Raw genomic sequence first — 24,949 nt, forward strand, 5'->3', positions numbered from 1 at the left:
AGACGAGGGGGCAAGGGCGGTTCCTGCGGGAGCCGCCCTTTTGCGTCTCAGCTCTGGCGACGCGCCATGAAGGCGAGGCGTTCGAACAGCATCACGTCCTGCTCGTTCTTGAGCAGCGCGCCGTGCAGCGGCGGGACAGCGCTGTTCGGGTTGGAGTCCTGCAGCACGTCGAGCGGCATGTCCTCGTTGAGCAGCAGCTTGAGCCAGTCGAGCAGTTCCGACGTGCTCGGCTTCTTCTTGAGGCCGGGCACTTCGCGTAGCTCGTAGAAGATCTCCATCGCCTTGGTGACGAGCGCCTTCTGGATGCCGGGGAAGTGGACGTCGATGATCGCCTGCATCGTCTCGCGATCGGGGAACTTGATGTAGTGGAAGAAGCAGCGGCGCAGGAAGGCGTCGGGCAGTTCCTTCTCGTTGTTCGAGGTGATGACGACGATCGGGCGCTCCTTCGCCTCGATCCGCTCATGCGTCTCGTAGACGTCGAAGCTCATCCGATCGAGTTCCTGCAACAGGTCGTTGGGGAACTCGATGTCGGCCTTGTCGATCTCGTCGATCAGCAGCACGGGCAGTTCGGGCGAAGTGAACGCCTCCCACAATTTGCCCTTCTTGATGTAGTTCGAAATGTCGTGGACGCGCTCATCGCCGAGCTGGCCGTCGCGCAGGCGCGCGACCGCGTCGTATTCGTAGAGGCCCTGCTGCGCCTTGGTTGTCGACTTGACGTTCCACTCGATCAGCGGTGCGTCGATCGCCTTGGCGATTTCGTGCGCGAGGACGGTCTTGCCGGTGCCCGGCTCGCCCTTGACGAGCAGTGGGCGGCGGAGCGTGACGGCGGCATCGACGGCGACCTTGAGATCCTCGGTCGCGATGTAGGATTGCGTGCCTTCGAAGCGCTTGTCGGTCATGGATATCCTGTCGGTTTAATCGTTCGGTTAAGCCGATAGTGCTGTAACCGGGGCCGTGCAACAGCGCATGCTGATGCTACCGAACTTGGTCTTGGTATATCCACTTGATGATTCCGTAGTCTGCCACGAACGCGACGATGCCCGAGAACGCGAAAAGCATACTTGTTCGTCTGATTTCAAAGGGCTCCATCGTCATCAACAGGACCAAGGTGAGTAAGGTCACAACACCCAAGTATGTCAGCCAGAAACCGAGGTTATAGAACTCTCCTCGTATTTGGCCGTGAGCGAAGCCAGCCCCTGCCAGAATCCCCAGGAAGATTGTCGATCTATGATCGTTATCGACTGGCCAGAGAAATATGACGAGGCAAATGACCGGGATGAAAACACCATAAAACCCGCAGCCAGAAAACTTGACGTCAGAATTCGGGTCAGTCGAGACATCTTGATCCATTTCGGATTCTAAGCGTCGATCATCTCACGATCGAACTCCCCGGCATTGTTCTGGATGAAGTCGAAGCGGTGTTCGGGGTTTCGGCCCATCAATCGGTCGACGAGGTCTTTCACCACCGCCCGGTCTTCGAATTCGTGGGGCAGGGTGATGCGGATCAGGCTGCGCTTGTCGGGGTCCATCGTCGTTTCGCGGAGCTGCTGCGGGTTCATCTCGCCGAGACCCTTGAAGCGCCCGACCTCGACCTTCTTGCCCTTGAAGACGGTTTCCTCGAGTTCCTTGCGGTGTGCCTCGTCGCGCGCGTAGCGGCTGACCTTGCCCGCGGTCAGGCGATAGAGCGGGGGCTGGGCGAGGAACAGGTGCCCCTTGCGCACCAGTTCGGGCATCTCCTGGAAGAAATAGGTCATCAGCAGCGTCGCGATATGCGCGCCGTCGACATCGGCGTCGGTCATGATGACGATCTTGTCGTAGCGCAGCTTTTCCGGGTCGCAATCCTTGCGGATGCCGCAGCCGAGAGCGAGGGTGAGGTCGGCGATTTCGGTGTTGGCGCGGATCTTGTCGGCGCTGGCCGAGGCGACATTGAGAATCTTGCCGCGGATCGGGAGAATCGCCTGAGTCTTGCGGTTGCGCGCCTGCTTGGCGCTGCCGCCGGCGGAATCGCCTTCGACGATGAACAGTTCGGTCTCGCCATCGCCTTCGCCCGAGCAATCGGTGAGCTTCCCGGGCAGGCGGACCTTCTTGGCGTTGGTCGCGGTCTTGCGCTTGATCTCGCGTTCCTGCTTGCGCCGGAGTCGCTCGTCCATCCGCTCCATCACCTGGCCGAGCAATGCCTTGCCGCGGTCCATGTTGTCCGAGAGGAAATGGTCGAAATGATCGCGCACCGCGTTCTCGACCAGGCGCGCAGCCTCCGGCGAGGTCAGCCGGTCCTTGGTCTGCGACTGGAATTGCGGATCGCGGATGAAGACCGAGAGCATGATCTCGGCACCGTTCATCACGTCGTCGGCGGAGATGTCCTTGGCTTTCTTTACGCCGGTGAGCTCGCCGAAGGCGCGCAGTCCCTTCGTCAGGGCGGCGCGCAGCCCCTGCTCGTGCGTGCCGCCGTCGGGGGTCGGCACGGTGTTGCAGTACCAGCTGGTCGAACCTTCCGAATAGAGCGGCCAGGCGATCGCCCATTCGACGCGGCCCTGTTCCTCGGGGAAATCCTGCTTGCCGGTGAAGGGCTGCGCGGTCACGCATTCGCGCCCACCAACCTGTTCGGCGAGGTGATCGGCCAGGCCGCCGGGGAACTTGAACACCGCCTCTTCGGGCACGTCCTCGCCCGCGAGGGAGGGCGCGCATTTCCAGCGGATCTCGACGCCGGCGTAGAGATAGGCCTTCGAGCGGGCGAGCTTGAACAACCGCTTGGGCTTGAACTGGCGGTCGCCGAAGATCTCGGTGTCGGGGGTGAAGGAGACGGTCGTACCGCGGCGATTGGGCGCGGCGCCGATCTCCTCGATCTTGCCGAGTGCATGGCCCCTGGCGAATTCCTGCGCGTAGAGTTTCTTGTCGCGCGCGACCTCGACCCGGGTGTGCGAGGACAGCGCGTTGACCACGCTGACGCCGACCCCGTGCAGGCCGCCGCTGGTGGCGTAGGCTTTCCCTGAGAACTTGCCGCCCGAATGGAGCGTCGTGAGGATCACCTCGAGCGTCGACTGGCCCGGATATTTGGGATGCTCGTCGACCGGGATGCCGCGACCATTGTCCGCGATCGTGAGGCGATTGTCTTCCTCGAGCGTGACTTCGATCCGCGAGGCGTGGCCCGCGACCGCCTCGTCCATTGCGTTGTCGAGCACTTCGGCGGCGAGGTGGTGGAGCGCGCGATCGTCGGTCCCGCCGATATACATGCCGGGGCGCCGCCGGACGGGCTCGAGCCCTTCCAGCACCTCGATCGAGGAGGAATCATAGCTTTCGCGCGGGGTATCGGCCGCGCCGTCGTCGAACAGTCCGTCTGCCATGGTCCCGAACTACACCTTCGCGATGCCTGCGAACAAGCGCGGCGGTGCGGTTTTGCTCAGTCGACGAAGCGGGTGGGCGCGGGTTCGATAACTTCGGTAGTGTTGGCGCGGACTTCGCGCAGTTCGAACGCCCGCTCGCCGATCCCGTTCGAACCGAAGCGAATGATCCCGTCGGTCCCGAGGAACCCTCCGCGGCCGTAGAGCCGGGTGGTGGGAAATTCATCGCCCACGTCCCAGTCGTTGGCGATGTTCAGCGTGATCAGCACCGCATCGAAGCCGAGGGTGGCGATCCGGAAGGGCCGCGTGCCGAAGCGCTGGGCATAACTTTGCGCGAATTGCGCCCAGCGTTCGTCGGTGACCGCCGAAAACCATGCCCCGCGCAGCGCGCGCGCATCGTAGATCGCGTCATCGCCGCTCCACAATTCTGTTCCGAGGATCTGGACGTTGCTGCCGCTCGGCTTGAGTACCGGGGCGGCGATCGTCGCGAGCCGTCCACCATCGGCGATCAGTACGGCATCGTAGCCGCCCCGCTCGCGCAGCCGCATCGCGGCGCTGCGGATCGAGGTGTTGCCGCGATCATAGCGCTCCATCCCGGCGAACGTCGCGCCGTAAGCGCGGGTGGCGGAGACCAGTCCTTCGGCCGCACGGTCGCCATAGGCCCCGGTCGGCACCAGTGCGGCGATCCGGCGGAGGCCGCGCGAGGAAGCATATCGTACCGTGTTCTCGATCGACTGCGCGGGCTGCGTTCCCATCAGGAAAACGCCTCGCTGACCCTGCGTCGCATCGTTGGAGAACGAGATTACCGGGACGTCGTACTGTCCCGCGACGCCGGCGACCGCATCGATGTTCTCGCCCATCAGCGGGCCAAGGATCAGGCGGTTTCCGTCCGCCATCGCCTCGCGCGCGGCGGCGGCCGCACCCGGCGTGGTGTCGTAGGTGGTGACCCGGATATTCTGCGCGCCGGTGTCGATCACCGCGGTCGTCGCCGCATTGGCGATCGAAGATCCGGCGCGTTCGTTCTCGCCCGACAGCGGCACGAGCAGAGCGATCCGATGGTAGCCTTCCTCGTCGGGCAGGTTGCTCGTGGTCGCGGCCGGTTCGACGCGGACAGGCGGAGGCGCTTCGGCCGGTGCGCCCTTGGGGATGATCGAGCAGCCGCCGAGCAGCGCCAGCGCGAGCCCGGCGAGGAAGCCGCGGCGGCCCAATGGCTTGTGGCGCGCAAATCCGGTCATGACTCGATGCTCCCGATAGTCCATGAGCGGTTCCATGGGCGATCCGCTCCAACCCGGCCTCTATATTGTCGCGACGCCTATTGGCAATCTCGGCGACATCACGCTGCGCGCGCTCGACGTGCTGCGGCGGTGCGACGGCGTGGCGTGCGAGGACACGCGGGTCACCGGCAAGCTGCTCAAGCACCACGGTATCTCGCAGCCGCTGTGGCGCTACGACGATCACAGCGGCGAGAAGGATCGTGCGCGCCTGGTCGATTCGATGCGGAGCAAGGCGGTGGCGCTGGTCAGCGATGCCGGGACTCCGCTGGTGTCGGACCCCGGATATCGCCTGGTCTCCGATGCGCGCGAGGCAGGCGTGCCGATCACGACGCTGCCCGGGGCCTGCGCCGCCATCGCCGGGCTGACGCTGTCGGGGCTCCCCAACGATCGTTTCCTGTTCGCGGGATTCCTCCCGGCCAAGGAGAAGGCGCGGCGCGAAGCGCTTGACGAATTGGCGGGACTGGATGCGACGCTGGTCTTCTACGAAACCGGACCGCGGTTGACCAAGAGCCTCGCGGCGATCGCCGATTGGGACCCGCAGCGCTCGGTCTGCGTCGCGCGGGAGCTGACCAAGCTTTATGAAGAAGCACGGCGGGGATCGGCCGATGAACTGTTCGAACACTACACCGACCACCCGGCGAAAGGCGAAATCGTGTTGCTGATCGGTCCGCCCGAGGAGAGGACGGCCAGCGAGGCCGATATCGACGACCTCCTGCGCGAATTGCTCGCCGCGATGTCGCCCTCCAAGGCGGCGGCGGAGGCGGCGCGGCGGACCGGGCGGCGCAAGGCCGAACTCTATCCGCGCGCGATGGAATTGAAGGCCTGATGCCCGAATTCGCGCGCCAGCGGGCCGAGCGGCGCGGACGGCGCGGCGAGGGGCTTGCGAGCTGGTACCTGCGGCTCAAGGGCTGGCGCATCCTCGACACACGCGTGCGCAATCCGCGTGGCGAGGTCGACCTGGTGGCGAAACGCGGCAGAGTGGTCGCCTTCGTCGAAGTGAAATGGCGGCGGCACGTTTCGGATCTCGACCAGGCGATCGATGAATTCCGCCTGCGACGGGTCGCCGCGGCAGCAGGAGCCGCGGCGCACAATTACGCAAAAAACGGTGAGGACGTGCGGATCGACGTGATCCTGGTTGCACCCTGGCGCTGGCCGCGCCACATCGCCAATGCCTGGCAGCCCTGGAGTTAGCATGACACTGCGCGTCGCCGTCCAGATGGACCCGATCCAAAATATCAATATCGCGGGCGATTCGAGTTTCGCCCTGATGCTCGCCGCCCAGTCGCGCGGGTACGAAGTGTACCATTACGATGTCCGCAGCCTCGCCTGGGATCGTGGGGCGATCACCGCGCATGCCTCGCCGGTGACCGTTCAGCGCGTAGAGGGCGATCATTTCGAGAAGGGCGAGGCGCGGCGGATCGACCTCGCGAAGGATATCGATATCGTCCTGATGCGGCAGGATCCGCCCTTCGATCTCGGCTATATCAGCGCCGCCCTGCTGCTCGACCGGCTCAAGGGCGAGACGCTGGTCGTCAACGATCCGCGCGAGGTGATCAACGCGCCCGAAAAGATGTTCGTGCTCGATTATGCGCGCTTCATGCCTCCGACGCTGATCGCGCGTACGCTCGACGACGTGAAGGCGTTCCAGCGCGACATCGCCGACGAGTTTCCCGGGGGGCTGGTGGTCAAGCCGCTCCATGGCAATGGCGGCAAGGCGATCTTCCATATCGGTCCCGACGGCAAGAACCTGTCGGCGCTGTTCGAGGTATTCAACCAGACCTGGCCAGAACCTCACATGGTCCAGCCCTTCCTTCCCGAGGTGGCGGAAGGCGACAAGCGGATCGTGCTGGTCGATGGCGAAGTGGCGGGGGCGATCAATCGTTTCCCGGGCGAGGGCGAGTTCCGCTCCAACCTCGCGCAGGGTGGCCATGCCGAGAGCGCGACGCTGACCGCGCGCGAGGAGGAAATCTGCGCCGCGATGGGACCCGAGCTCAGGCGCCGCGGGCTCGTCTTCGTCGGCATCGACGTAATCGGCGGGAAGTGGCTGACCGAGATCAACGTCACTTCGCCTACCGGCATCGTCGCGATCGACAAGTTCAATGGAACGGATACTGCAGGCATGATCTGGGACGCGATCGAGCGTCGCCACGCGGCCATTGGATCAACCTGAAGCAGGCTTCAGCTTTGCCAAATCATCCAATTTTGAACCGCGTGGCGGCTCGCGCGTTGCCGCGGCATGGATGATTTCATCGTCAGCGTGGTCGAGGCGCTCGGCTATCTCGGCATCGCCCTGCTGATGGTGCTCGAGAACGTCTTCCCGCCGTTCCCGTCCGAAGCAATCATGGGTGCGGGTGCACTGGCGATCGAACGCGGCTCGATGGAGTTCTGGCCGCTGCTCGCTGCCGGAACGATCGGCACCGTGATCGGCAATTACGCCTGGTACATGGTCGGCGACCGCCTCGGCTATCGCCGCTTGGGGCCGTTCGTCGATCGCTGGGGCCACTGGCTGACGCTCGAATGGGAGGACGTCGAAGCGGCGACCGACTTCTTTCGCAGGCACGGCCACTGGGTGGTCTTCTTCCTTCGCGCGACGCCTTTCATGCGGACGATGATCTCGCTTCCCGCAGGCCTCGCCCATATGGGCAGGATCAAGTTCCTCGTCTTCACCGCGGCGGGGTCGGCAATGTGGAATGCGATGCTGATCTTTGGCACGCAATGGCTCGCGCGCACCTTCGGCGAAATCGAGGACATCGTCAGCTGGATAATCATCGCCACGATCGTGCTCGCGGTCGGCGGGTATGTCTGGCGCTACGTGACCTGGAAGCCGCGCGCGCGGCGTGGGGCCGGCGAGGGTTAGTCCTTTTCGCGCGGGTGCGCGTTGCGATAAGTATCGAGCAGCACCTTGGCGTCGACCTTGGTGTAGATCTGGGTCGAGGCGAGGCTCGCATGGCCGAGCAGTTCCTGCAGGCTGCGCAGGTCGGCGCCCTCGCCGAGCAGGTGGGTCGCGAAGCTGTGACGCAATGCATGCGGCGTGGCGGTCGACGGCAGCCCGAGCGCGGTGCGTGCGCGGGCAACCGCCTTCTGTACCGCGCCCTGGCCGAGCGGGCCTCCACGCGCGCCGCGGAACAGGGCTCGATCCTTCGCCTGCTCGTGCGGGCAGACGGCGACATAGGCATCGACCGCCTCTCGCAAGAGCGGCATCACCGGTACGACGCGCTGCTTGCCGCCCTTGCCGGAGATCGTGAGCACTGTTCCGAGCGGGACATCGCCGCCGGTCAGCGAGAGTGCTTCGGATATCCGCAATCCGGCCCCGTAAAGCAGCAGGAGCACCGCCTGGTCACGCAACCCCTGCCAGTCGCTGCGGGCGAGCGCGGCGACTTGCTCTGCGAGCCCTTCCGCCTCGTCGGGCGTGACGGGACGCGGGAGACCGCGTTTTACCTTCGGGCCGCGCAGCCGCGGCGCGTCCGGATCTTCTTCACCTGCGCGTTCCCTCGCGAACTTGCTGAAGGCCTTGAGCGCGGAAAGTTCGCGCGCGGCGCTGGTATTGGCCAGTCCCTCGGCCCGCCGCCGGGCGATCTGTCTGCGCAAGTCGCGGGCATCGAGCCTCGCGAGGGCGTGCCAGTCGCGTGCATCGAGGTGCGCCAGCCACCGTCGTGCGGCCGCAAGATAGGCCCGCACCGTGTGCGGCGAACGCCGCTTGCCGAGCGCGAGATGCGCTTCCCACTGGCCGAGGATGTCGGCCGAATTCATACCGTCTCGGGCGCGCCGACCAGCAATTCGGCAACCACGCGGTCGAGCAGGAGCATGCCGCTTTCGGTCAGGGCGATCCGTTCCTCCGTGGCTTCGACCAGTTTCTGTTCCACCAATTGCTCGAGCTTGCGAGCGGATACGAGCGTATCGCGCGACAGGCCGAACCGCCCGGCCAGGGCGTCGAGGTCGATACCCTCGTCGAGCCTGAGCCCCATCAACACTGCTTCCTCGGCCTGCTCGCGCAAGGGGAGAACGCGCTCCTCGGCGATGCCATGGCCGTTGCGCGCGATCGCCGAGAGGAAGTTTTCCGGCTTGCGATGGCGCACGGTTGCGCGGCCGCCACGCCGGCCATGCGCGCCCGGGCCGATCCCGGCGAAGTCGCGATAGCGCCAATAGGTGAGATTGTGCGCGCTTTCCTGACCCGGGCGAGCGTGGTTGCTGACTTCGTAGGCGGGCAGGCCCGCCGCGCGCATCCGTTCGCGCGTCGCCGCGAACAGATCGGCGGCGCTGTCTTCGTCGAGCGGGGTGAACGCGCCACGGCGGACATCGGTTGCGAAACGCGTCCCGGGTTCGATCGTCAATTGGTAGAGCGAGAGGTGGTCGGTCCCGAGCGCCAATGCTCGGTCGAGTTCGCCGAACCATGCGTCGGCGCTCTGCCCCGGGCGGGCATAGATCAGGTCGAAACTCACCCGGTCGAAATGCTCCTGCGCGATGGCAAGCGCCGCCAAGGCCTCGTCTGCCGAATGCTCGCGCCCCAGGAAATGCAGCGCTTCCTGTTCGAGCGACTGGATTCCGAGCGACACACGGTTGATCCCCGCCAGCGCAAGCGCGGCGAAATTGTCCGCCTCGATCGAGGTCGGGTTGGCTTCGAGCGTGATCTCGATTCCGGGCGCGAAGCCCCACAGGCTCTCGGCTTCGGTCAGCAGTGAATCGACCAATTCGGGCGGCATCAGCGAGGGTGTGCCACCCCCGAAAAAGATCGATGTCAGCGGTTCATCGCATGTAACGCTCGACTCATGGCGCATGTCGGAACGCAATCCGACACCCCACTGTTTGGAGTCGAAATTTTCCCGGACATGGCTGTTGAAGTCGCAGTAGGGGCACTTCGAGCGACAGAACGGCCAATGGATATACAGAGCTAGCGCCATAGAAGGATTCAGGTCTCTTTAACCTGCGGAAGTCAAGTTCGTTGCCATGAGCAAAGCTCGCATTTTTCTAATCATTTCCGTCGTGCTGGGGCTCGCTGCGCCGGCGATGGCGACCCGCGGCCACGCCGATTTCGAAGCGCGGATCGTTTCTGCCCATAACGTGGAGCGCGCGCGTCACAGCCTACACGGCCTGCGCTGGAATAGCGAACTCGCGCGCGATGCGCACGACTGGGCGCAATACCTTGCGCGACACCAGCTCCTAGAACACGCCGATCGCGGGCATACCCGTGGTGCCGGGGAAAACCTCTGGATGGGAACCGCAGGCTATTACACGATCGAAGACATGATCGGCGGTTTCATCGAGGAAAAGCGGCATTTCCGCCCGGGTCGTTTTCCCGAGGTCTCACGGACCGGGAATTGGGCCGATGTCGGTCACTACACGCAGGTGATTTGGCCCACGACCACCGAGGTCGGCTGCGCCGTCGCACGCGGTCGCGGTCAGGAAGTGCTCGTTTGCCGCTATTGGCCCGCCGGCAACTGGGTCGGCGATCACGTCGGGATCCAGCCGAAGCTGTCTATGCGAACAGGGCGCTGACCAGCTTGGCGAATGCATCGGCGCGATGGCTGATGCGGTGCTTTTCGGCCGGGTCCAGCTCGGCGAATGTCTGTTCGTAGCCCTCGGGCACGAACACCGGATCGTAACCGAACCCGAGTGTGCCCCGCGGCGGCCAGATGAGCGAACCGTTTGCGCGACCCTCGAACACGGCCTGCTGCCCGTCGGGCCAGGCGATCGCGAGGACGCAGGAAAACCACGCGCTGCGATCGACCTCGGAGCCCTGTTCCGCGAGTTTGCCTTCGACCTTGCCCATCGCCATGTACCAGTCGCGCCCGGCCGGCCCCTCGAACCATTGCCGTTCGGCCCAGTCGGCGGTGTAGACCCCCGGCTTGCCGTCGAGCGCCGCAACCGACAACCCGCTATCGTCGGCCAGTGCGGGTAGCTGCGCCGCCTGCGCCGCCGCGCGTGCCTTGATCAGCGCATTGTCGGTAAAGGTCTTGCCGGTCTCGGCAGGCTCGGGAAGGGCGAGCGCGCCCGCCGAGACGCAGTCGACGCCATACGGCGCGAGCAGCGCGGAGATCTCCTTCAGCTTGCCTGCATTGTGGGTGGCAATGACGAGCTTGGAGCCGAGGGGAGGGTGCTCGCTCACGCGACGGCCTTTTCCTGCGCCTCGAAAATCCGGTCGCAGCCCATCCGCGCGAGGCGCAGCAGCCGAAGCAGGCCTTCCTCGTCATAAGTCGCGCCTTCGGCGGTCGCCTGGACCTCACCGATCTGGCCGCCTTCGAGCAGCACGAAATTGGCATCGGCGTCGGCCGCGCTGTCCTCGATATAGTCTAGATCGAGCACCGGGGTACCCTGATGGATACCGCAGCTGATCGCCGCGACTTTCGAGGAGATCGGATCTTCCTTGATCGCGCCCGATTCGAGCAGCGTGTTCACCGCGAGCCGCAGCGCGACCCACGCGCCGGAGATCGAGGCGGTACGGGTGCCGCCATCGGCCTGAATGACGTCGCAATCGAGCGTGATCTGGTGCTCGCCGAGCTTCTTCAAGTCGACCACGGCGCGCAAGCTGCGACCGATCAGGCGCTGGATTTCCTGCGTCCGGCCCGACTGCTTGCCGCGCGCCGCCTCACGGCTGCCGCGGGTGTGCGTCGCGCGCGGAAGCATCGAATATTCGCCGGTGACCCAACCCTGGCCCTTGCCGCGCAGCCATGGCGGAAGGCGGTCCTCGACGCTGGCGGTGCACAGCACGCGAGTGTCGCCGAAACTGATCAGGCAGGAGCCTTCGGCGTGCTTGGTGAAGGCGGTTTCGATGGTGATTGCGCGCATTTCGTCGGGGGCGCGGCCGGAGGGGCGGGTGGTCATGATCGAGGAATCTCCGTGGGTGTTCGGCGCCCGCGATAGGCGCGGGGGGCTTGTGCGCACAAGTCTTGTCTCGCCCGGGCCGTTGCGTAGATTGGCGGGCATGAATTCGCCGCCGCTCATCGAATTGACCACACGCGCCCGCGATATCTTCCGGCTCGTGGTAGAAGGCTACCTGGCAAGCGGGCAACCGGTCGGCTCGAAGACGCTGGCGGGGCAGGGGGTCGAGCTGTCGCCGGCTTCGATCCGCTCGGTGCTCGCCGAACTCGAAGGACTCGGGCTGCTCGCATCGCCGCATACCTCGGCCGGGCGGATGCCGACCGATCTGGGCCTGCGCCTGTTCGTCGACGGGATGATGCAGGTGGCCGAGCCGAGTCCCGAAGAACGCGCGGCGATCCGCGAGCAGCTGGGCGCGCCGGGACCGGTCGAGGCGGCGCTCGAGCGAACCAGTGCGCTATTGTCGGACCTCTCCGGCGCGGCAGGGATGGTGATGGTGCCGCGCCGCGAGCCGAGGCTGGCGCAATTGTCGCTGATCCCGGTCGCGCAGGGCCGCGCGCTCGCTGTACTCGTGGGCGAGGACGGCCAGGTCGAGAACCGGATGCTCGAGCTCGGGCGGGCGGTCGATCCCGCCGCGCTCGAAGCGGCGGGGAACTACGCCACCGCGCGCCTATGCGGTCGGACGCTTCCCGAAGCGGTCAAGGCTATCCGCCGCGAAATCGACAGCGGCCGCTCGCAGCTCGATGCCGCCAGTCGCGACCTCGTCGAACGCGGAATCGCGGTCTGGAGCGAGGATGCCGCAGAAAGACCCGTGCTGATCGTACGCGGTCAGGCCAAGCTGCTCGACGACGACGCGCTCGACGATATCGAGCGCGTGCGATCACTGCTCGACGACCTCGAAAGCAAGCAATCGGTCGCCGCGTTGCTCGACGATGCGCGCGAGGCCGAAGCGACGCGGATATTTATCGGCTCCGAGAACCGCCTGTTCTCGCTTTCCGGCTCCTCGGTCATTGCCGCGCCCTATCGCGATCGCGAGGGCAAGGTGGTCGGCGTGCTGGGTGTGATCGGGCCGACTCGGTTGAATTATGCGCGCGTGGTCCCCATGGTTGATTTCACGGCGAATTCGCTGAGCAAACTGATCGGCTAAAAAGAACCCATGACCAACGACAACGACAAGCAGGGTGCCGACGCGCCCGACCCGGAAGTGACGGAAGAACTCCGCGGAGTTCCCGAAGACATGATCGACGAGGGCGACGAGCCCTCCGACGGCGGCACGAATGGCGAAGGCGAGGGCGACCTTGCCGATGCGATCGCACAGTTGCGCAACGATCTCGACGCGACGAAGCAGGAAGTCCTCTATGCGCGCGCAGAAACGCAGAACGTGCGTCGGCGGCTCGAAAAGGACGTGGCCGATGCTCGGAATTACGGCGCGTCGGGCTTCGCCCGCGACATTCTTTCGGTGGCCGACAATATTGCGCGCGCGCTCGAACACGTGCCCGAAGCACTGCGCGAGGACGACAAGGCGCGCCGTTTCATCGAGGGTATCGAGGCGACCCAGCGTGAGATCGACAAGGTCTTCGCACAGAACGGCATCAGTCGCATCGCGGCGGTCGGCCTTCCCCTCGACCCCAACCAGCACCAGGCGATGATGGAAATTCCTACTGCGGACGCCGAACCCGGCACGGTGGTGCAGGAAATGCAGGCGGGCTACATGCTGCGCGAGCGGCTGCTCCGCCCGGCGATGGTCGGGGTGGCCAAGAAGCCGGACTGACCTCACGCAACCCAATTACGAGAAAGGCCGCCGCTCCCTTCCGGAGCGGCGGCCTTTTTTCTCGCTTCGAACCGATCAGTTGTAACGGCGCAGGAGACCGGCCAGCTTGCCCTGCACGCGGACCTCATCGGCGTTGTAGACCTGCGGTTCGTAGGCGGCATTGGCGGGATCGAGCGTGATCCGGCCCTTGTCGCGGCGCAGGTATTTGAGCGTCGCTTCCTCGTCGCGGACCAGCGCGACGACGATTTCGCCGTCACGCGCGACGTCGGTGCGCTTCACCAGCGCGTAGTCGCCGTCGAAAATTCCCGCTTCGATCATCGAATCGCCGGAGACTTCGAGCGCGAAATGATCGCCGGCCCCCAGCAATGCCGCGGGCACGGGCAGGGTCTGTGTATCTTCGAGCGCTTCGATCGGGACACCAGCGGCGATCCGGCCATGGAGTGGGATCTCGATCACGTCATTGGCCGGTCGCGGCGTGCTCTCGGGCATCTTGAGCGACGCAGGCGCAGCGGCCTTCGACGTTGCGGAAGCCACCGCATCTTCCGGCTGCCGGATCACCTCGAGTGCACGCGCCCGGTTGGGCAAGCGGCGGATGAAGCCGCGCTCCTCGAGCGCCGAGATCAGCCGGTGGACGCCCGATTTCGACTTGAGGTCGAGCGCGTCCTTCATTTCCTCGAAACTCGGCGACACGCCGGTTTCCTCGAGCCGTTCCTGGATGAAACGGATGAGCTCGTGTTGTTTGCGAGTGAGCAATTGCTCCTCCCTTGATCGGTTCGCCTTCAGTGAACGAACAAGGAACAATTAGGCAACTTCCGCGAACCCGTCAAGTGCAACGCCGCGGAAAGCTGCGGGTTCTATCCGGTTCCGAGCAGATCGCGCGTGGCGCATTCGACATCATTCCGGCGCATCAGTGTCTCGCCGACGAGGAAGGCCCGCAGCCCATGGCCGGCAAGGCGCTCGATATCGGGATGCTCGGTGATACCGCTTTCGGCGATTCCGAGGACTGCGCGGGGCAGCATAGGCGCGAGGCGCTCGCTGGTCGCGAGGTCGGTCTCGAATGTTGCGAGGTTGCGGTTGTTGATCCCGATCATGTCGGGCGAACATCGCAGGACGCGCTCCATTTCCTGCTCGTCATGCACCTCGAACAGGACGTCGAGCCCGAACTCGCGCGCGACATCGGCAAGCTCGGCCATTTGCGCGTCGCCCAGCGCCGCCGCGATGAGGAGGATCGCGTCGGCCCCCAATGCCCGCGCCTCGACGACCTGCCAAGGATCGATCGTGAAGTCCTTGCGCAAGACGGGGAGCGAACAGGCTGCTCGCGCTTCGATGAGATAGGCATCGTTGCCCTGGAAATGGGGTTCCTCGGTCAGGACCGAAAGGCAGGCGGCGCCCCCCTTGGCGTAGGCGCGTGCGTGATCTTCCGGGTCGAAATCAGCACGGATCAGGCCCTTCGAGGGTGACGCTCGCTTGATTTCGGCGATCAGACCGAAGCCGTTCGCTGCCTTTGCGGCCAGCGCGTCCCGGAAGCCCCGCACCGGTGAAGCTGCTCGCGCTTCCTCTTCGAGCGAGGCGAGCGCGCGCGCGGCCTTGCGGCGTTCGACATCCTCGCGCTTGATCGCACAGATTTCGGCCAGCTTGCTCACGCGACGAGCTCGATCCATGCGCCGAGCAGTTTCGCCGCGGCCCCGCTGTCTAGCGCCTCTTGGGCTTCGGCCACCCGTGCGGGCCAGTCTTCCTCGCGCCCGGCAACCACCAGCGCGGCGGCGGCGTTGAACACCACCGCATCGCGATAGGCGCCGGGCATCCCGTCGAGCAGTGCGCGCAGCGCCTTGGCGTTGTGCGCGGCATCTCCGCCGCGGATGGCCTCGACCGGGGCATGCTCCAGCCCGGCCCTTGCGGCGTCGAACCGGCGCATGGCGAAATCGCTGCCGCGCACATCGGCCATCTCGTTGCCGCCCGCGAGGCTGAGTTCGTCGAGGCCCTCGTCGCCCGAGACGATCAGCGAGCGCCCCGTTCCGAGCGAGGCCATCGCGCGCGCATAGATCGGGACGTAGGCAGGCCGCGCGATACCGATCAGCTGGCTGTGCACGCGCGCCGGGTTCGACAGCGGACCCATCAGGTTGAAGATCGTGCGCTTGCCGAGCCGCTGGCGGATGGGCTGGATCCGCGCCATCGCCGGATGGTGGTTCTTGGCAAACAGGAAGCAGATGCCGATCTGGGCGAGCGTCTTCTCGGCGGTGCGACCCGCAGCGTCCATGTCGAGACCCAAGGCCTCGAGCGTGTCGGCGGCGCCGGCTTTTGAGGACGCCGCGCGGTTGCCGTGCTTGGCCACCGGGACCCCGCAGGCTGCGACGACGAGGCTCACCGCGGTCGAAACATTGAGGGTGTGGTGGCCGTCGCCCCCGGTGCCGCACACGTCGATCGCATTGTCGGGCGCATCGACCGGCAAGAGGCGGGCTCGCAGTGCACGCGCCGCACCGGTAATTTCCGAAGACCGTTCGCCGCGATCGGAAAGATCCGACAGGAAGCGCGCGATCTCTTCTTCCGACACACCGCCATCGAGGATGCGACCGAATACTTCCTCGGCTTGGGCGTCGGTGAAATGCTGCTGGACGTCGGGCAGGACCGTCATGCGGGGACTTTCGTTTCGAGGCCGCATTGCGCGACGAAATTGGCGAGCAACGCATGGCCGTGCTCGCTGGCGATGCTTTCGGGGTGGAACTGGACGCCGTGGATCGGCAGGTCGCGGTGGCGGAACCCCATCACGCAGGTCCCATCGACTCCCGGGGTCTTGCTGGTGGCGTTGACCAACAGGCAGTCGGGCACGTCCTCGACCACGAGCGAGTGGTAGCGCGTCGCCGCGAAGGGCGAAGGGAGGCCGGCAAACACGCCGCTGCCATCGTGCTCGACCGGCGACGTCTTGCCGTGCATCAGCCCGCCGCGCACCACGCGACCGCCGAGATGCTGGCCGATCGCCTGGTGCCCGAGGCACACGCCGAGCAGCGGGACGCCCGCTTTCTCGCAGGCCGCGACGAGGCCGAGGCTGATTCCCGCCTCGTCGGGCGTGCAGGGGCCGGGCGAAAGGAGGATTCCGTCCGCACCGAGCGCCATCGCCTCGTTGACCGACAGCGCGTCGTTGCGATGCACCTCGACCGGCACGCCCAGCTCCATCACGTAATGGACGAGGTTCCAGGTGAAGCTGTCGTAATTATCGACGACGAGGATCACGCCTTGGCTTTCCCCGCCAACTCGTCGGTCGCGCGCACGAGGCCGGCGATGATGCCCGGTTCGCCGGCGCTATGGCCCGCGTCGTGGACAATTCGCAAATCGACTTTGGGCCATGCTTTTTTGAGCGCCCAGGCGGCCGAGGGCGGGGTGCAGATATCGTGTCGACCCTGAACGATGATACCCGGGATGCCCTTCAGCTTGTGCGCGTTGTCGAGCAGCTGGTTTTCGTCGAGGAAGAAGTTCTCGAGGAAGAAGCGTGCACAGATCCGCGCGAACGGCACCGCCTTGGCCGGATCGGCGAAACTGTCGAGCAGGTCTTCGTTGGGCAGCAGGGTGGCGACGTTGCCCTCCCACAGCGACCATTGCTCGGCCGCGGCGAGGCGGGTGACCTCGTCGTCGCTGGTGAGACGGGCATGATAGGCTTTCACGAGGTCGTCGCGCTCGTCTTCGGGGATCAGCCCCGTAAACTTGTCCCATTGCTCGGCCATCACCTCGCTCGCGCCGTAGCGATAGAGCCAGTCCTTTTCCTGCTGGCGGGCGAGGAACACGCCGCGCAGGACGAGCTCGCTGGTACGGTCGGGATATTGCTGGGCATAGGCGAGCGCGAGCGTCGCGCCCCAGCTCCCGCCGAAGACCTGCCATTTCTCGTGCCCGCACATGATCCGCAGCCGCTCGACGTCCTCGACCACGCGCCAGGTGTCGTTGTATTCGATCTCTGCGAAGGGTGTCGATTTTCCGCAGCCGCGCTGGTCGAACAGGAGGACGTCGTAAAGCTTGGGATCCCATTGGCGGCGATGGTCGGGGCTCATCCCGCCGCCGGGGCCGCCGTGGAGGAAGACCGCGGGTTTCGCGCCCGGCGTGCCGACCCGCTCGTAATAGAGCGAATGGCCTTCGCCGACATCGAGCATGCCGGACTCGTAGGGTTCGATCTCGGGATAGAGCGTGCGTTCGTATTCCATCGTCATTCCCATCGTTAGTCTTTGTCTTCGACGACCAGCATCGGGCCGATCGACGATCCCTTGTCGAGGCGGTTCCTGGCCGGGTCCCACAGAGCCGAAACGCCACCGTCGAGATAGAGCGCGTTGGGAGTCTTGAGTTCGTCGCGGAAGAAGCGCGCGAACTTGCCGAAGCTCAGAGGCATCTCGCTGATCACGAAATGCGCACGGCCCCGCGCATCGACGCCGACGCCGTTACGGGTGCGGACCGAGGGACCATCAGCCTGGAATTCGGGGTGCAGCTTGCCGTCCACCACCAGCATCGGGCCCGACTGGGTGCCGAATTGTGGCCGGTCGCCGACCGTGGCGTAGAACTGGTCGGTCGGGAGCACCCGCCAGCTACCCCCACTGCCGAAGAACACGCCGTTCGGGGAAAGGTGGAAATTGCCGCTGCCCTCGGCGCGGTTGAGCTCCTTCAGTCGTTCGCCATTCTCGACGTAATAGCCGATCGGCTTGCCTGCGCCATCGAACATCCCTGCATTGGTCGCGAAGGCGACCTTGGCACGGCTTTCGCCGAGCGCGTCCGAGAGTGCGGAAAGGCTGCGCCACGGGCTGCCCCCTTCGGGCGCGAGCGCGGTGCGGATGCGATGCTTGGCCGGATCGGCAATGCAGTGTGTCAGCTGGACCTTCTCGAATTCGACCGTGCGGCAGGCGGATTCTCGGGAAGGTTCGGGCGTAACCTCAGGGGTAGGCGAGGTCGTCTCGAGGGCAACCGCCTCGCCCCCGATTTCGGAGCGGCCGACCGGATCGCCTGCCTGCGGTTGATCGCAAGCGGTGAGCGCCAGCGGGGCGGCGAGGGCAAGAAGTACCCTCATGCCTGATCTCCGACAACGCGATAGGCCTCGCGCGCGGCGGCGAACAGCGCACCGGCCTTCGCCTCGCATTCGCGCTGCTCGGCGGCGGGATCGCTGTCGGCGACGATTCCGGCGCCCGCGGTGACATGCATTGTTCCGTCTTTCACGATGGCGGTGCGTAGCGTGATGCAGGAGTCGAAGGAACCGTCGGGCGCAAAGTATCCGACCGCTCCGGCGTATGGACCCCTCGGTTCGTCCTCGAGTTCGGCAATCACCTGGCAGGCGCGGATTTTCGGGGCCCCGCTGACGGTGCCCGCAGGGAATCCGGCGAACAGCGCGTCGAGCGGGTCGGCTCGGCTCTCGTCCAGCCGGGCGGTGACATGGCTGACGAGATGCATGACATGGCTGTACCGCTCGCAGCCGAAGCTCTCGGTCACCGTTACGCTGCCGGCTTGGGCGACCCGGCCGATATCATTGCGTGCGAGGTCGAGCAGCATCAGGTGTTCTGCGCATTCCTTGGGGTCGGCGCGCAATTCGGCCTCGAGCGCGCGATCCTCGGCCTCGCTCTTGCCGCGCGGCCGGGTGCCGGCGATCGGGCGGATCGCCACTTCTCCATGGCGCAGCCGGACGAGGATTTCGGGGCTCGAACCGACCAATGCGAAGCCGGGCAGGTCGAGATGGAACAGGAAGGGCGAGGGGTTCACCCGTCGCAGCGCGCGATAGAGCGACAGGGGGGGCAGCGCAAAGTCGCTCGTGAACCGCTGGGCGAGTACGACCTGGAAAATGTCGCCTGCCGAAATCAGCTGCTTCGCCCTGACCACCCGCGCTTCGTAGTCCTCGGGCGCGACAATATGGCGGACCGAACCGGTCGAAAGCATTGCCTGATCGTCGGATCGCGAGGGACGGGAAAGCGCGGCGATCGTCGCCGAGATGCGCGCGGCTGCCTCCGCAATGACGGTCTCCGGGCCGGACTCATCGGGGTAAAGTGGTGCGATTACGAACAGCTCGTCGCCGATGTTGTCGAACACCAGCAGGCAGCGCGGACGCACGAAGAACAGGTCGGGGGTGCCGAGCCCTTCACCGGGCGCTCGTTCGACTGGCTCGATCCACCCATAGCTCTCATAGGCGAAATAACCGACCAGCGTCGCGATGGCAGGCGGCAGGTCGGCGGGAATGTCGGTGCGGATCTCGTCGAGCAGCGCGCGCAGCGCCTCGAGCGGGGGCTGCTGAATGGGTACAAAGGCGTCGCGATTCTCTGCCCAGCCCCGATTGATCTCAGCGCTGCGGGACTGGGCGCGCAGGACCAGATCGGGATCGAGCCCGAGCAGGCTGTAACGCCCGCGATGCGCGTTCCCTTCGACCGATTCGAGCAGGAAATCACCGCGCCCGGGCTCGATCAGGCGCGCGGCCGCGCCAACGGGCGTGGTCTCGTCGGCGACAAGGCGTTGCCAGATAAAGGCCGGCCGGCCTTGCGCTAGCGCGTCGCGCGCGTCCGCTTTCCCGAGCGGTGCCATTGCGGGTCCATCGTCGATCTGCCCCTTAGCGGCCCTGGCCGGTGAGTTCTTCGACGACCGCGCGGATCGCATTGTCGTTGCGGGTCACGCCGACTTCCTTCTGGATCGCCTTGTCGAGCTGTTCGGCGAATTCCTGGCCCGCGACGCGGCCGAGTTCGGTTCGCGCCTGCGCAATCGCAGGATCGTCGCGATCGACTTCGCCCGGGATGATCTCGTCGAGGAGGACCACGAACCAGCCGGCATTGGACGGTGCTTCGAGCTTCTTGATCGTGCCCTCGGCCATCGCGAACATCAGCGCGAGCGGCGGCGGGACACGCTGCTGCCGGGCGGTGAGTGCCTGGCGCGCGAGATTGATGTCATCGACCGGCGGGAGGGTCGTCTCGATGTCGGCGATCGCCTCGTCGAGATCCTTGCCGTTACGCACTGCGGCGAGCACTTTGTCGGCTGCCTCCTTTGCCGCCGCCGCGCCGCGATCGAGTTTCCACGCCGCGGTCACGCGGGCCTTGATCTGCGCGAGCGGGGGCGGGGCGGCCTCGTCGAACTGGGCGACGTCGAAAATCAGGAACTCCTCGCCCGGCACGATTTCGGCGAGGATCGGATCGCTGTCCTCTTCCATCGCGGCGACGGTCGTCAGCACCGGTTCGAGCAGTTCGGGCACGCGCTCCTGCGAACCATAGATGACGCCGCTCGCCAGTGCAGGCCGCGTCTGCTCGACCTCGACGCCGAGCTCGCCGGCCACGTCGGCCAGCGTCGAGCCCGACGCGAAGCCGTCCTCGACATCCTCGGCGAACTGGTTGAGCGCTTCGCGGCGCTTTTGCTCGGTGAGCGCCGCGACGATTTCGTCCCGGACCTGCGCGAGGCTCCGCCCTTCGGTGCGGGTGACGTCATCGATCGCGACGATGTGCCAACCGAGCGGACTACGCACCGGGCCGACGGTCTGCCCTTCGTTACCTTCGAAAACCGCGCGAGCGACCGCAGCGCTCGATGCCGAAGCATAGGCGTCGCGCTCGGTCGTCTGTTCGGACGGGCTTAGGCCGGTGCCCTGCGCGGCGGCGGCCAGCGTCTGCCCCGAGCGGACCTTGGCGAGGATCGCATTGGCGCCGGCCTCGGTCGGTGCGATCAGCTGAGTGATCGTGCGCTGTTCCTTCGCCCGGTATTGCTCGGCATCGGCCTCGTAGCGGGCGCGGATTTCCTCCGGCGTCGGAGCCGCGATCTCGCCGATGGAATCGGCGCCGAAGCGGGCATAGCGGATCACGCGGCGTTCGGGGATGGTGAAACGCGCCCGGTTCTTGGCGTAGAAATCGGTCAGCTGCTTGTCGCTCGGATCGGCTTCGGGAGCGAAGGCGCTCGACGGGATCGTGGCGATCTTGCCGCGACGGCTCTCGCGCAGCAGCGTGGTGTAACGAAACGCGAGTTCCTCGGGGAAGCTAGAGGCGATCTGGGCGGGGGCGAGCAATTGCCGGATCACCAGCGCCTGGCGCAAATCGTCGCGCACCATTTTCTCTGTCAGCCCCTGCTGGCGCAATGCCTGCTCGAAGGCTTCGCGGCTGAAATTGCCGTCGAGCCCGGCGAAGGCGGGGATCTGGGCGAGCTCGCTGTCGATCAGGCGTTCGCTGGCGATGATGCCGTGCTTCCGGCCGTATTCGGAGATCGCGGCACGCTGGATCAAATTGTCGAGGGCACCCTCGAGGCCGCCGCCGGCAATGAACTCCTGCATGGTGAGATTGGGGTTTTCGCGGCGGGCACTGTTATACGCGATCTCGGCCGCGGCGCGCAGTTCGGACGTGTCGATCGAGGTGCCGCCGACTTCCGCCACCGTTTCCCCGCCAGCAATGCCGCCGAAACTTCCGGTATTGGCGACGTCGCTGCTGGCGAAGGCAAGTGCGATGAGGCCGAGGAAGGCGAGGGTGATGCCGATCCCGAGCTTGGACTGGAAGAACTTGCGGAAGAGAGTGATCATGCTGGCGTGAGAACCCACTGAGTATGAATGCAGGGTGGCCGCCCGGATGCGCGGCTATGGCGGGCGATGTAAAGCTGCTGTGGCCTCGGAGCAACCATCGATCGCGCTTATCGGGCAATTGCCCCGCTGGGGTTTTGACAAGTTGCGAGTTCAGACCTAGCAGCCCGGTCTTTCGCGCCTACATCGGCGTAACGGGTCGTAGATTTTCGAGGGAACAAGATGGGCCATCGCCCCTATATTATCGGCAATTGGAAGATGAACGGTACGCGCAATTCGCTCGCCGAAGCGCGCGCGATCGACCGCGTGGCGGCCAAATGGCCCCAGGTTCGCGTCGGAATCGCCCCGCCGCACACGCTGATTCATGCCATGCGCGATGCGGTCGATTCGATCGATGTGGGTGGCCAGGATTGCCATTCGGAGGAAACCGGCGCCTATACCGGCGATATCTCCGCATCGATGCTCAAGGATGCAGGCGCCAGCTTCGCGATTCTCGGTCATAGCGAACGCCGCCAGTATCACGGCGAAACCAATCCGCAGGTCAAGGCGAAGTCCGAAGCGGCGCTCGCCGCTGGCCTCAACGTGATCCTGTGCGTCGGCGAAACCGAGGAACAGCGCGATGCCGGCACCGCGGAAGCGACCGTCACCCGCCAGCTGCTCGCCTGCCTTCCCGATGTCGGCAATGGCGACGAGGGGGAGCCCGTCTCGGCACGTCTCGCCGTCGCCTACGAGCCGATCTGGGCGATCGGCACCGGGCGCGTTCCCTCGCTCGACGATATCAACGCGATGCACGATGCGATCCGCGCCAAGCTGTGCGAAGCCTTCGGCGATAACGGGGCCGAAGTGCGCATCCTCTACGGCGGTTCGGTCAAGGCCGAAAACGCACTCGAGATCCTCGGTTGTCCCGAAGTCGGCGGCGCACTCGTTGGCGGGGCGAGCCTCACCAATGAAAGTTTCGGCGCGATCATCATTGCCGCGGCCGACGACGCGCGCGACTGAGCTTCATCAGCCCCTTCGCTTGAACCGATCCGTCGTCGCGCCTAAATGGCGCGAACACTGATCCGAACGGAAGTTTCCCATGTCGCTCTTCATTTTCCTCACCGTCATCCAGGCAATCGTCGCTGCTGCACTCGTCACCGTGGTCCTGATGCAGCGCTCCGAAGGGGGCGGGCTCGGCATCGGCGGGAGCCCGGGCGGATTGATGAGTGCGCGCGGCGCGGCGGACTTCCTGACTCGCGCGACCAGCATCCTCGCGACCCTGTTCGTGATTCTGTCGATCGCTCTCGCTGCGCTGGCGGTCGAGAACACCGGCGCCCGCACGGTCGACACCTCGCTCGACCGCTCGGTCCCGACGGGGCCTGCGGCGCCGGTCCAGCCGGGCCCGACCGAAGCCCCGGCGGACGATGATCCGCTGGCTGGCGCGGCGCAGGAATAGCGCCACCCCTTCGCAAATATTTTTCTCCAAGCGATGTGTGGATTGCGCCGATTGGTGCTTGCGTAACCGCGCGCGCTATCCCTAAGGCTCAACTCCCATGGCGCGGTACATTTTTATCACCGGCGGCGTGGTCTCCTCGCTCGGCAAAGGTCTCATGGCGGCATCGCTCGGCGCGTTGCTGCAGGCGCGCGGCTACAAAGTTCGCATTCGCAAGTTCGATCCATACCTGAACGTCGATCCGGGCACCATGAGCCCGTATCAGCACGGCGAGGTCTACGTCACCGACGACGGCGCCGAGACCGATCTCGACCTCGGACATTACGAGCGCTTCACCGGCGTGTCGGCGCGCCAGAGCGACAACATCACCTCGGGTCGGATCTACCAGCAGATCATCGCGCGCGAGCGGCGCGGCGACTATCTCGGCGCGACGGTGCAGGTGATCCCGCACGTAACCGATGCGATCAAGGAATTCGCGCTCGCCGACCAGGACGATCTCGATTTCATCCTGTGCGAGATCGGCGGCACGGTGGGCGATATCGAATCGCTCCCGTTCATGGAAGCGATCCGCCAGCTCCGGAACGAGCTAGAACCGATGCAGTCGCTGTCGGTGCACGTGACGCTAGTGCCCTTCATCGCGGCCGCGGGCGAGCTCAAGACCAAGCCGACCCAGCATTCGGTCCGCGAACTGGCGTCGCTCGGGATCAAGCCCGATGTCCTGCTGTGCCGCACCGAGCACCCGCTGCCCGAGACCGAGCGGCGCAAGATCGCGCAATTCTGCAACGTGCGCACCGAGTCGGTTATCCAGGCCCTCGACGCGCCTTCGATCTATTCGGTGCCGCTGCAATATCACCGAGAAGGGCTCGACAGCGAAGTGCTGCGTGGCTTCGGTATCACCGACGCGCCCGATCCCGATCTCGCGCGCTGGGAAGACGTCACCGACCGCTACTTCAATCCGGAAGGCGAAGTGACGATCGGCGTGGTCGGCAAGTATGTCGGGCTCCAGGACGCCTACAAATCGTTGAACGAGGCCTTGATCCATGGCGGGCTCGCGCACCGCGTGAAGACCAATATCCGCTGGATCGACGCCGAAGTGTTCGAGAACGAGGACGATTCCGAGATCGCCTCGGCACTCGAACCGCTGCACGGGATCCTCGTGCCCGGCGGGTTCGGCGAACGCGGTTCGGAGGGCAAGATCGCCTCGGTGCGTTTCGCCCGCGAACGCAAGGTCCCCTTCCTCGGGATCTGCCTCGGCATGCAGATGGCGTGCATCGAGGGCGCCCGAAACACGGCCGACGTGTCCGCCGCCAGTTCGACCGAATTCGGCGAAACCAACGAACCCGTCGTCGGGATCATCACCGAATGGATGGGCAAGGAAGGGCTCGAGAAGCGCGCCAAGGACGGCGATCTCGGCGGGACGATGCGACTCGGGGCCTATCCGGCGCAGCTCGCGAAAGGCAGTCGGGTCGCGGAAATCTACGGAGCTGAGGAAATTTCCGAACGCCACCGTCATCGTTATGAAGTCAACAGCGCCTATCGCGAAGGCCTCGAAGCGGGCGGGCTCAAGTTCGCAGGAATGTCGCCGGACGGATTGCTGCCCGAAGTTGTCGAACGCCCGGACCACCCGTTTTTCGTTGGCGTTCAGTACCATCCGGAGCTCAAGAGCAAGCCGTTCGATCCACATCCGCTGTTCGCGGGCTTCATCGGCGCGGCGGTCGAGCAATCGCGGCTTGTCTGAGGTCGCGAAGAACCTTCCTGAAATCGGACGGCTTCAAACTTTTTCGCCTAGGCCTTTGCCTAGTTTCATCATTTGATATAGGTCGCCGGACAAGA

The 24,949-nt window shown here is 65.4% G+C and carries 25 protein-coding genes; 10 read left to right on the plus strand and 15 right to left on the minus strand.

The annotated features are described in order from the left end of the window. Positions 1-47: 47 nt before the first annotated feature. From IEW49_RS05310 to IEW49_RS05320, 3 genes are all read right to left on the minus strand, one after another. Positions 48-899, minus strand: a complete 852-nt coding sequence (locus IEW49_RS05310; protein ID WP_188641704.1) for an AAA family ATPase — start codon at positions 897-899, stop codon at positions 48-50. A 459-nt stretch (positions 900-1,358) separates the two neighbouring features. After that, positions 1,359-3,341, minus strand: a complete 1,983-nt coding sequence (parE, locus tag IEW49_RS05315; RefSeq protein ID WP_188641705.1) for a DNA topoisomerase IV subunit B — start codon at positions 3,339-3,341, stop codon at positions 1,359-1,361. Positions 3,342-3,397: 56 nt separating this feature from the next. Then, entirely contained in the window at positions 3,398-4,573 is a 1,176-nt protein-coding gene (locus IEW49_RS05320; protein ID WP_188641706.1) for a penicillin-binding protein activator, read from the minus strand. A 22-nt stretch (positions 4,574-4,595) separates the two neighbouring features. On the opposite strand from IEW49_RS05320, the gene rsmI reads away from it, so the two are divergent. The 4 genes from rsmI (at position 4,596) to IEW49_RS05340 (ending at position 7,469) form a co-directional block, all read left to right on the plus strand. Then, entirely contained in the window at positions 4,596-5,438 is an 843-nt protein-coding gene (gene rsmI, locus IEW49_RS05325; protein ID WP_229658092.1) for a 16S rRNA (cytidine(1402)-2'-O)-methyltransferase, read from the plus strand. Then, positions 5,438-5,803 carry a YraN family protein gene (locus tag IEW49_RS05330; RefSeq protein ID WP_188641707.1) on the plus strand — a complete coding sequence of 122 codons (366 nt, stop codon included), beginning with the start codon at positions 5,438-5,440 and terminating at the stop codon, positions 5,801-5,803. Before rsmI ends, IEW49_RS05330 begins: the two co-directional genes overlap by 1 nt. Before the next feature lies 1 nt (position 5,804). After that, positions 5,805-6,782: a glutathione synthase gene (gshB, locus tag IEW49_RS05335; RefSeq protein WP_188641708.1), complete on the plus strand. Its 978-nt coding sequence runs from the start codon at positions 5,805-5,807 to the stop codon at positions 6,780-6,782. Positions 6,783-6,848: 66 nt separating this feature from the next. Further along, a complete protein-coding gene (locus tag IEW49_RS05340; protein ID WP_188641709.1) occupies positions 6,849-7,469 on the plus strand; it encodes a DedA family protein in 621 nt (206 codons plus the stop codon). On the opposite strand, the gene IEW49_RS05345 is transcribed toward IEW49_RS05340, so the two are convergent. Next, entirely contained in the window at positions 7,466-8,362 is an 897-nt protein-coding gene (locus IEW49_RS05345; RefSeq protein ID WP_188641710.1) for a tyrosine recombinase XerC, read from the minus strand. The genes IEW49_RS05340 and IEW49_RS05345 overlap by 4 nt on opposite strands. Further along, positions 8,359-9,510 (minus strand): radical SAM family heme chaperone HemW, encoded by a 1,152-nt coding sequence (gene hemW, locus IEW49_RS05350; RefSeq protein WP_188641711.1) that lies wholly within the window; start codon positions 9,508-9,510, stop codon positions 8,359-8,361. The genes IEW49_RS05345 and hemW overlap by 4 nt, the downstream gene beginning before the upstream one ends. A gap of 46 nt (positions 9,511-9,556) precedes the next feature. Between hemW and IEW49_RS05355 the strand changes: the two genes are divergently transcribed. After that, the gene (locus IEW49_RS05355; RefSeq protein ID WP_188641712.1) at positions 9,557-10,105 is read left to right on the plus strand and encodes a CAP domain-containing protein; all 549 of its coding nucleotides are present in this window, start codon (positions 9,557-9,559) and stop codon (positions 10,103-10,105) included. On the opposite strand, the gene rdgB is transcribed toward IEW49_RS05355, so the two are convergent. Both rdgB and rph read right to left on the minus strand, forming a co-directional pair. Continuing rightward, positions 10,086-10,715 (minus strand): RdgB/HAM1 family non-canonical purine NTP pyrophosphatase, encoded by a 630-nt coding sequence (gene rdgB, locus IEW49_RS05360; RefSeq protein WP_188641713.1) that lies wholly within the window; start codon positions 10,713-10,715, stop codon positions 10,086-10,088. The genes IEW49_RS05355 and rdgB overlap by 20 nt on opposite strands. Next, complete coding sequence (gene rph, locus IEW49_RS05365) at positions 10,712-11,431, minus strand: ribonuclease PH (RefSeq protein ID WP_188641714.1); 720 nt, start codon at positions 11,429-11,431, stop codon at positions 10,712-10,714. Before rph ends, rdgB begins: the two co-directional genes overlap by 4 nt. Positions 11,432-11,531: 100 nt before the next feature. Between rph and hrcA the strand changes: the two genes are divergently transcribed. Together hrcA and grpE are read left to right on the plus strand one after the other, a co-directional pair. Beyond that, on the plus strand, positions 11,532-12,572 hold the full coding sequence (gene hrcA / locus IEW49_RS05370) for a heat-inducible transcriptional repressor HrcA (protein ID WP_188641715.1): 1,041 nt from the start codon (positions 11,532-11,534) through the stop codon (positions 12,570-12,572). A 9-nt stretch (positions 12,573-12,581) separates the two neighbouring features. Beyond that, positions 12,582-13,196: a nucleotide exchange factor GrpE gene (gene grpE / locus IEW49_RS05375; protein ID WP_188641716.1), complete on the plus strand. Its 615-nt coding sequence runs from the start codon at positions 12,582-12,584 to the stop codon at positions 13,194-13,196. Between the two features lie 75 nt (positions 13,197-13,271). Here the strand turns inward: grpE and lexA are convergent, their stop codons facing one another. From lexA to IEW49_RS05415, 8 genes are all read right to left on the minus strand, one after another. After that, positions 13,272-13,949 carry a transcriptional repressor LexA gene (gene lexA, locus IEW49_RS05380; protein ID WP_188641717.1) on the minus strand — a complete coding sequence of 226 codons (678 nt, stop codon included), beginning with the start codon at positions 13,947-13,949 and terminating at the stop codon, positions 13,272-13,274. Positions 13,950-14,050: 101 nt separating this feature from the next. Next, positions 14,051-14,839: an indole-3-glycerol phosphate synthase TrpC gene (gene trpC / locus IEW49_RS05385; protein ID WP_373282475.1), complete on the minus strand. Its 789-nt coding sequence runs from the start codon at positions 14,837-14,839 to the stop codon at positions 14,051-14,053. After that, a complete protein-coding gene (gene trpD, locus IEW49_RS05390) occupies positions 14,836-15,828 on the minus strand; it encodes an anthranilate phosphoribosyltransferase (RefSeq protein ID WP_188641719.1) in 993 nt (330 codons plus the stop codon). The genes trpC and trpD overlap by 4 nt, the downstream gene beginning before the upstream one ends. Beyond that, complete coding sequence (locus IEW49_RS05395) at positions 15,825-16,424, minus strand: anthranilate synthase component II (protein ID WP_188641720.1); 600 nt, start codon at positions 16,422-16,424, stop codon at positions 15,825-15,827. The genes trpD and IEW49_RS05395 overlap by 4 nt, the downstream gene beginning before the upstream one ends. Beyond that, positions 16,421-17,389 carry a prolyl aminopeptidase gene (gene pip, locus IEW49_RS05400; RefSeq protein WP_188643101.1) on the minus strand — a complete coding sequence of 323 codons (969 nt, stop codon included), beginning with the start codon at positions 17,387-17,389 and terminating at the stop codon, positions 16,421-16,423. The genes IEW49_RS05395 and pip overlap by 4 nt, the downstream gene beginning before the upstream one ends. An 8-nt stretch (positions 17,390-17,397) precedes the next feature. Next, on the minus strand, positions 17,398-18,234 hold the full coding sequence (locus IEW49_RS05405; RefSeq protein ID WP_188641721.1) for a phosphodiester glycosidase family protein: 837 nt from the start codon (positions 18,232-18,234) through the stop codon (positions 17,398-17,400). Beyond that, the gene (locus IEW49_RS05410; RefSeq protein WP_188641722.1) at positions 18,231-19,727 is read right to left on the minus strand and encodes an anthranilate synthase component I family protein; all 1,497 of its coding nucleotides are present in this window, start codon (positions 19,725-19,727) and stop codon (positions 18,231-18,233) included. The genes IEW49_RS05405 and IEW49_RS05410 overlap by 4 nt, the downstream gene beginning before the upstream one ends. Before the next feature lie 25 nt (positions 19,728-19,752). Further along, positions 19,753-21,687, minus strand: a complete 1,935-nt coding sequence (locus tag IEW49_RS05415) for a peptidylprolyl isomerase (RefSeq protein WP_188641723.1) — start codon at positions 21,685-21,687, stop codon at positions 19,753-19,755. 219 nt (positions 21,688-21,906) lie between these two features. On the opposite strand from IEW49_RS05415, the gene tpiA reads away from it, so the two are divergent. The 3 genes from tpiA (at position 21,907) to pyrG (ending at position 24,854) form a co-directional block, all read left to right on the plus strand. Next, the gene (gene tpiA, locus IEW49_RS05420; RefSeq protein ID WP_188641724.1) at positions 21,907-22,683 is read left to right on the plus strand and encodes a triose-phosphate isomerase; all 777 of its coding nucleotides are present in this window, start codon (positions 21,907-21,909) and stop codon (positions 22,681-22,683) included. A 79-nt stretch (positions 22,684-22,762) separates the two neighbouring features. Further along, positions 22,763-23,119 (plus strand): preprotein translocase subunit SecG, encoded by a 357-nt coding sequence (gene secG, locus IEW49_RS05425; protein WP_188641725.1) that lies wholly within the window; start codon positions 22,763-22,765, stop codon positions 23,117-23,119. Positions 23,120-23,216: 97 nt separating this feature from the next. Continuing rightward, positions 23,217-24,854: a CTP synthase gene (gene pyrG, locus IEW49_RS05430; RefSeq protein WP_188641726.1), complete on the plus strand. Its 1,638-nt coding sequence runs from the start codon at positions 23,217-23,219 to the stop codon at positions 24,852-24,854. Positions 24,855-24,949 lie beyond the last annotated feature (95 nt).

Origin of the sequence: Pseudoblastomonas marina (genome assembly GCF_014641655.1) — a bacterium.
GTDB lineage: Bacteria > Pseudomonadota > Alphaproteobacteria > Sphingomonadales > Sphingomonadaceae > Alteriqipengyuania_A > Alteriqipengyuania_A marina.

What these genes read in the sequence shown, in the direction of transcription:
- IEW49_RS05340 (WP_188641709.1), top strand. Translation starts at nt 6,849, where the DNA reads ATGGATGATTTCATCGTCAGCGTGGTCGAGGCGCTCGGCTATCTCGGC.
- grpE (WP_188641716.1), top strand. Translation starts at nt 12,582, where the DNA reads ATGACCAACGACAACGACAAGCAGGGTGCCGACGCGCCCGACCCGGAA.
- IEW49_RS05320 (WP_188641706.1), bottom strand. Translation starts at nt 4,573, where the DNA reads ATGACCGGATTTGCGCGCCACAAGCCATTGGGCCGCCGCGGCTTCCTC.
- IEW49_RS05355 (WP_188641712.1), top strand. Translation starts at nt 9,557, where the DNA reads ATGAGCAAAGCTCGCATTTTTCTAATCATTTCCGTCGTGCTGGGGCTC.
- IEW49_RS05345 (WP_188641710.1), bottom strand. Translation starts at nt 8,362, where the DNA reads ATGAATTCGGCCGACATCCTCGGCCAGTGGGAAGCGCATCTCGCGCTC.
- IEW49_RS05330 (WP_188641707.1), top strand. Translation starts at nt 5,438, where the DNA reads ATGCCCGAATTCGCGCGCCAGCGGGCCGAGCGGCGCGGACGGCGCGGC.
- tpiA (WP_188641724.1), top strand. Translation starts at nt 21,907, where the DNA reads ATGGGCCATCGCCCCTATATTATCGGCAATTGGAAGATGAACGGTACG.
- hemW (WP_188641711.1), bottom strand. Translation starts at nt 9,510, where the DNA reads ATGGCGCTAGCTCTGTATATCCATTGGCCGTTCTGTCGCTCGAAGTGC.
- rph (WP_188641714.1), bottom strand. Translation starts at nt 11,431, where the DNA reads ATGACCACCCGCCCCTCCGGCCGCGCCCCCGACGAAATGCGCGCAATC.
- IEW49_RS05310 (WP_188641704.1), bottom strand. Translation starts at nt 899, where the DNA reads ATGACCGACAAGCGCTTCGAAGGCACGCAATCCTACATCGCGACCGAG.
- hrcA (WP_188641715.1), top strand. Translation starts at nt 11,532, where the DNA reads ATGAATTCGCCGCCGCTCATCGAATTGACCACACGCGCCCGCGATATC.
- IEW49_RS05415 (WP_188641723.1), bottom strand. Translation starts at nt 21,687, where the DNA reads ATGATCACTCTCTTCCGCAAGTTCTTCCAGTCCAAGCTCGGGATCGGC.
- trpD (WP_188641719.1), bottom strand. Translation starts at nt 15,828, where the DNA reads ATGACGGTCCTGCCCGACGTCCAGCAGCATTTCACCGACGCCCAAGCC.
- rsmI (WP_229658092.1), top strand. Translation starts at nt 4,596, where the DNA reads ATGAGCGGTTCCATGGGCGATCCGCTCCAACCCGGCCTCTATATTGTC.
- IEW49_RS05405 (WP_188641721.1), bottom strand. Translation starts at nt 18,234, where the DNA reads ATGAGGGTACTTCTTGCCCTCGCCGCCCCGCTGGCGCTCACCGCTTGC.
- pyrG (WP_188641726.1), top strand. Translation starts at nt 23,217, where the DNA reads ATGGCGCGGTACATTTTTATCACCGGCGGCGTGGTCTCCTCGCTCGGC.
- gshB (WP_188641708.1), top strand. Translation starts at nt 5,805, where the DNA reads ATGACACTGCGCGTCGCCGTCCAGATGGACCCGATCCAAAATATCAAT.
- IEW49_RS05410 (WP_188641722.1), bottom strand. Translation starts at nt 19,727, where the DNA reads ATGGCACCGCTCGGGAAAGCGGACGCGCGCGACGCGCTAGCGCAAGGC.
- parE (WP_188641705.1), bottom strand. Translation starts at nt 3,341, where the DNA reads ATGGCAGACGGACTGTTCGACGACGGCGCGGCCGATACCCCGCGCGAA.
- secG (WP_188641725.1), top strand. Translation starts at nt 22,763, where the DNA reads ATGTCGCTCTTCATTTTCCTCACCGTCATCCAGGCAATCGTCGCTGCT.
- pip (WP_188643101.1), bottom strand. Translation starts at nt 17,389, where the DNA reads ATGACGATGGAATACGAACGCACGCTCTATCCCGAGATCGAACCCTAC.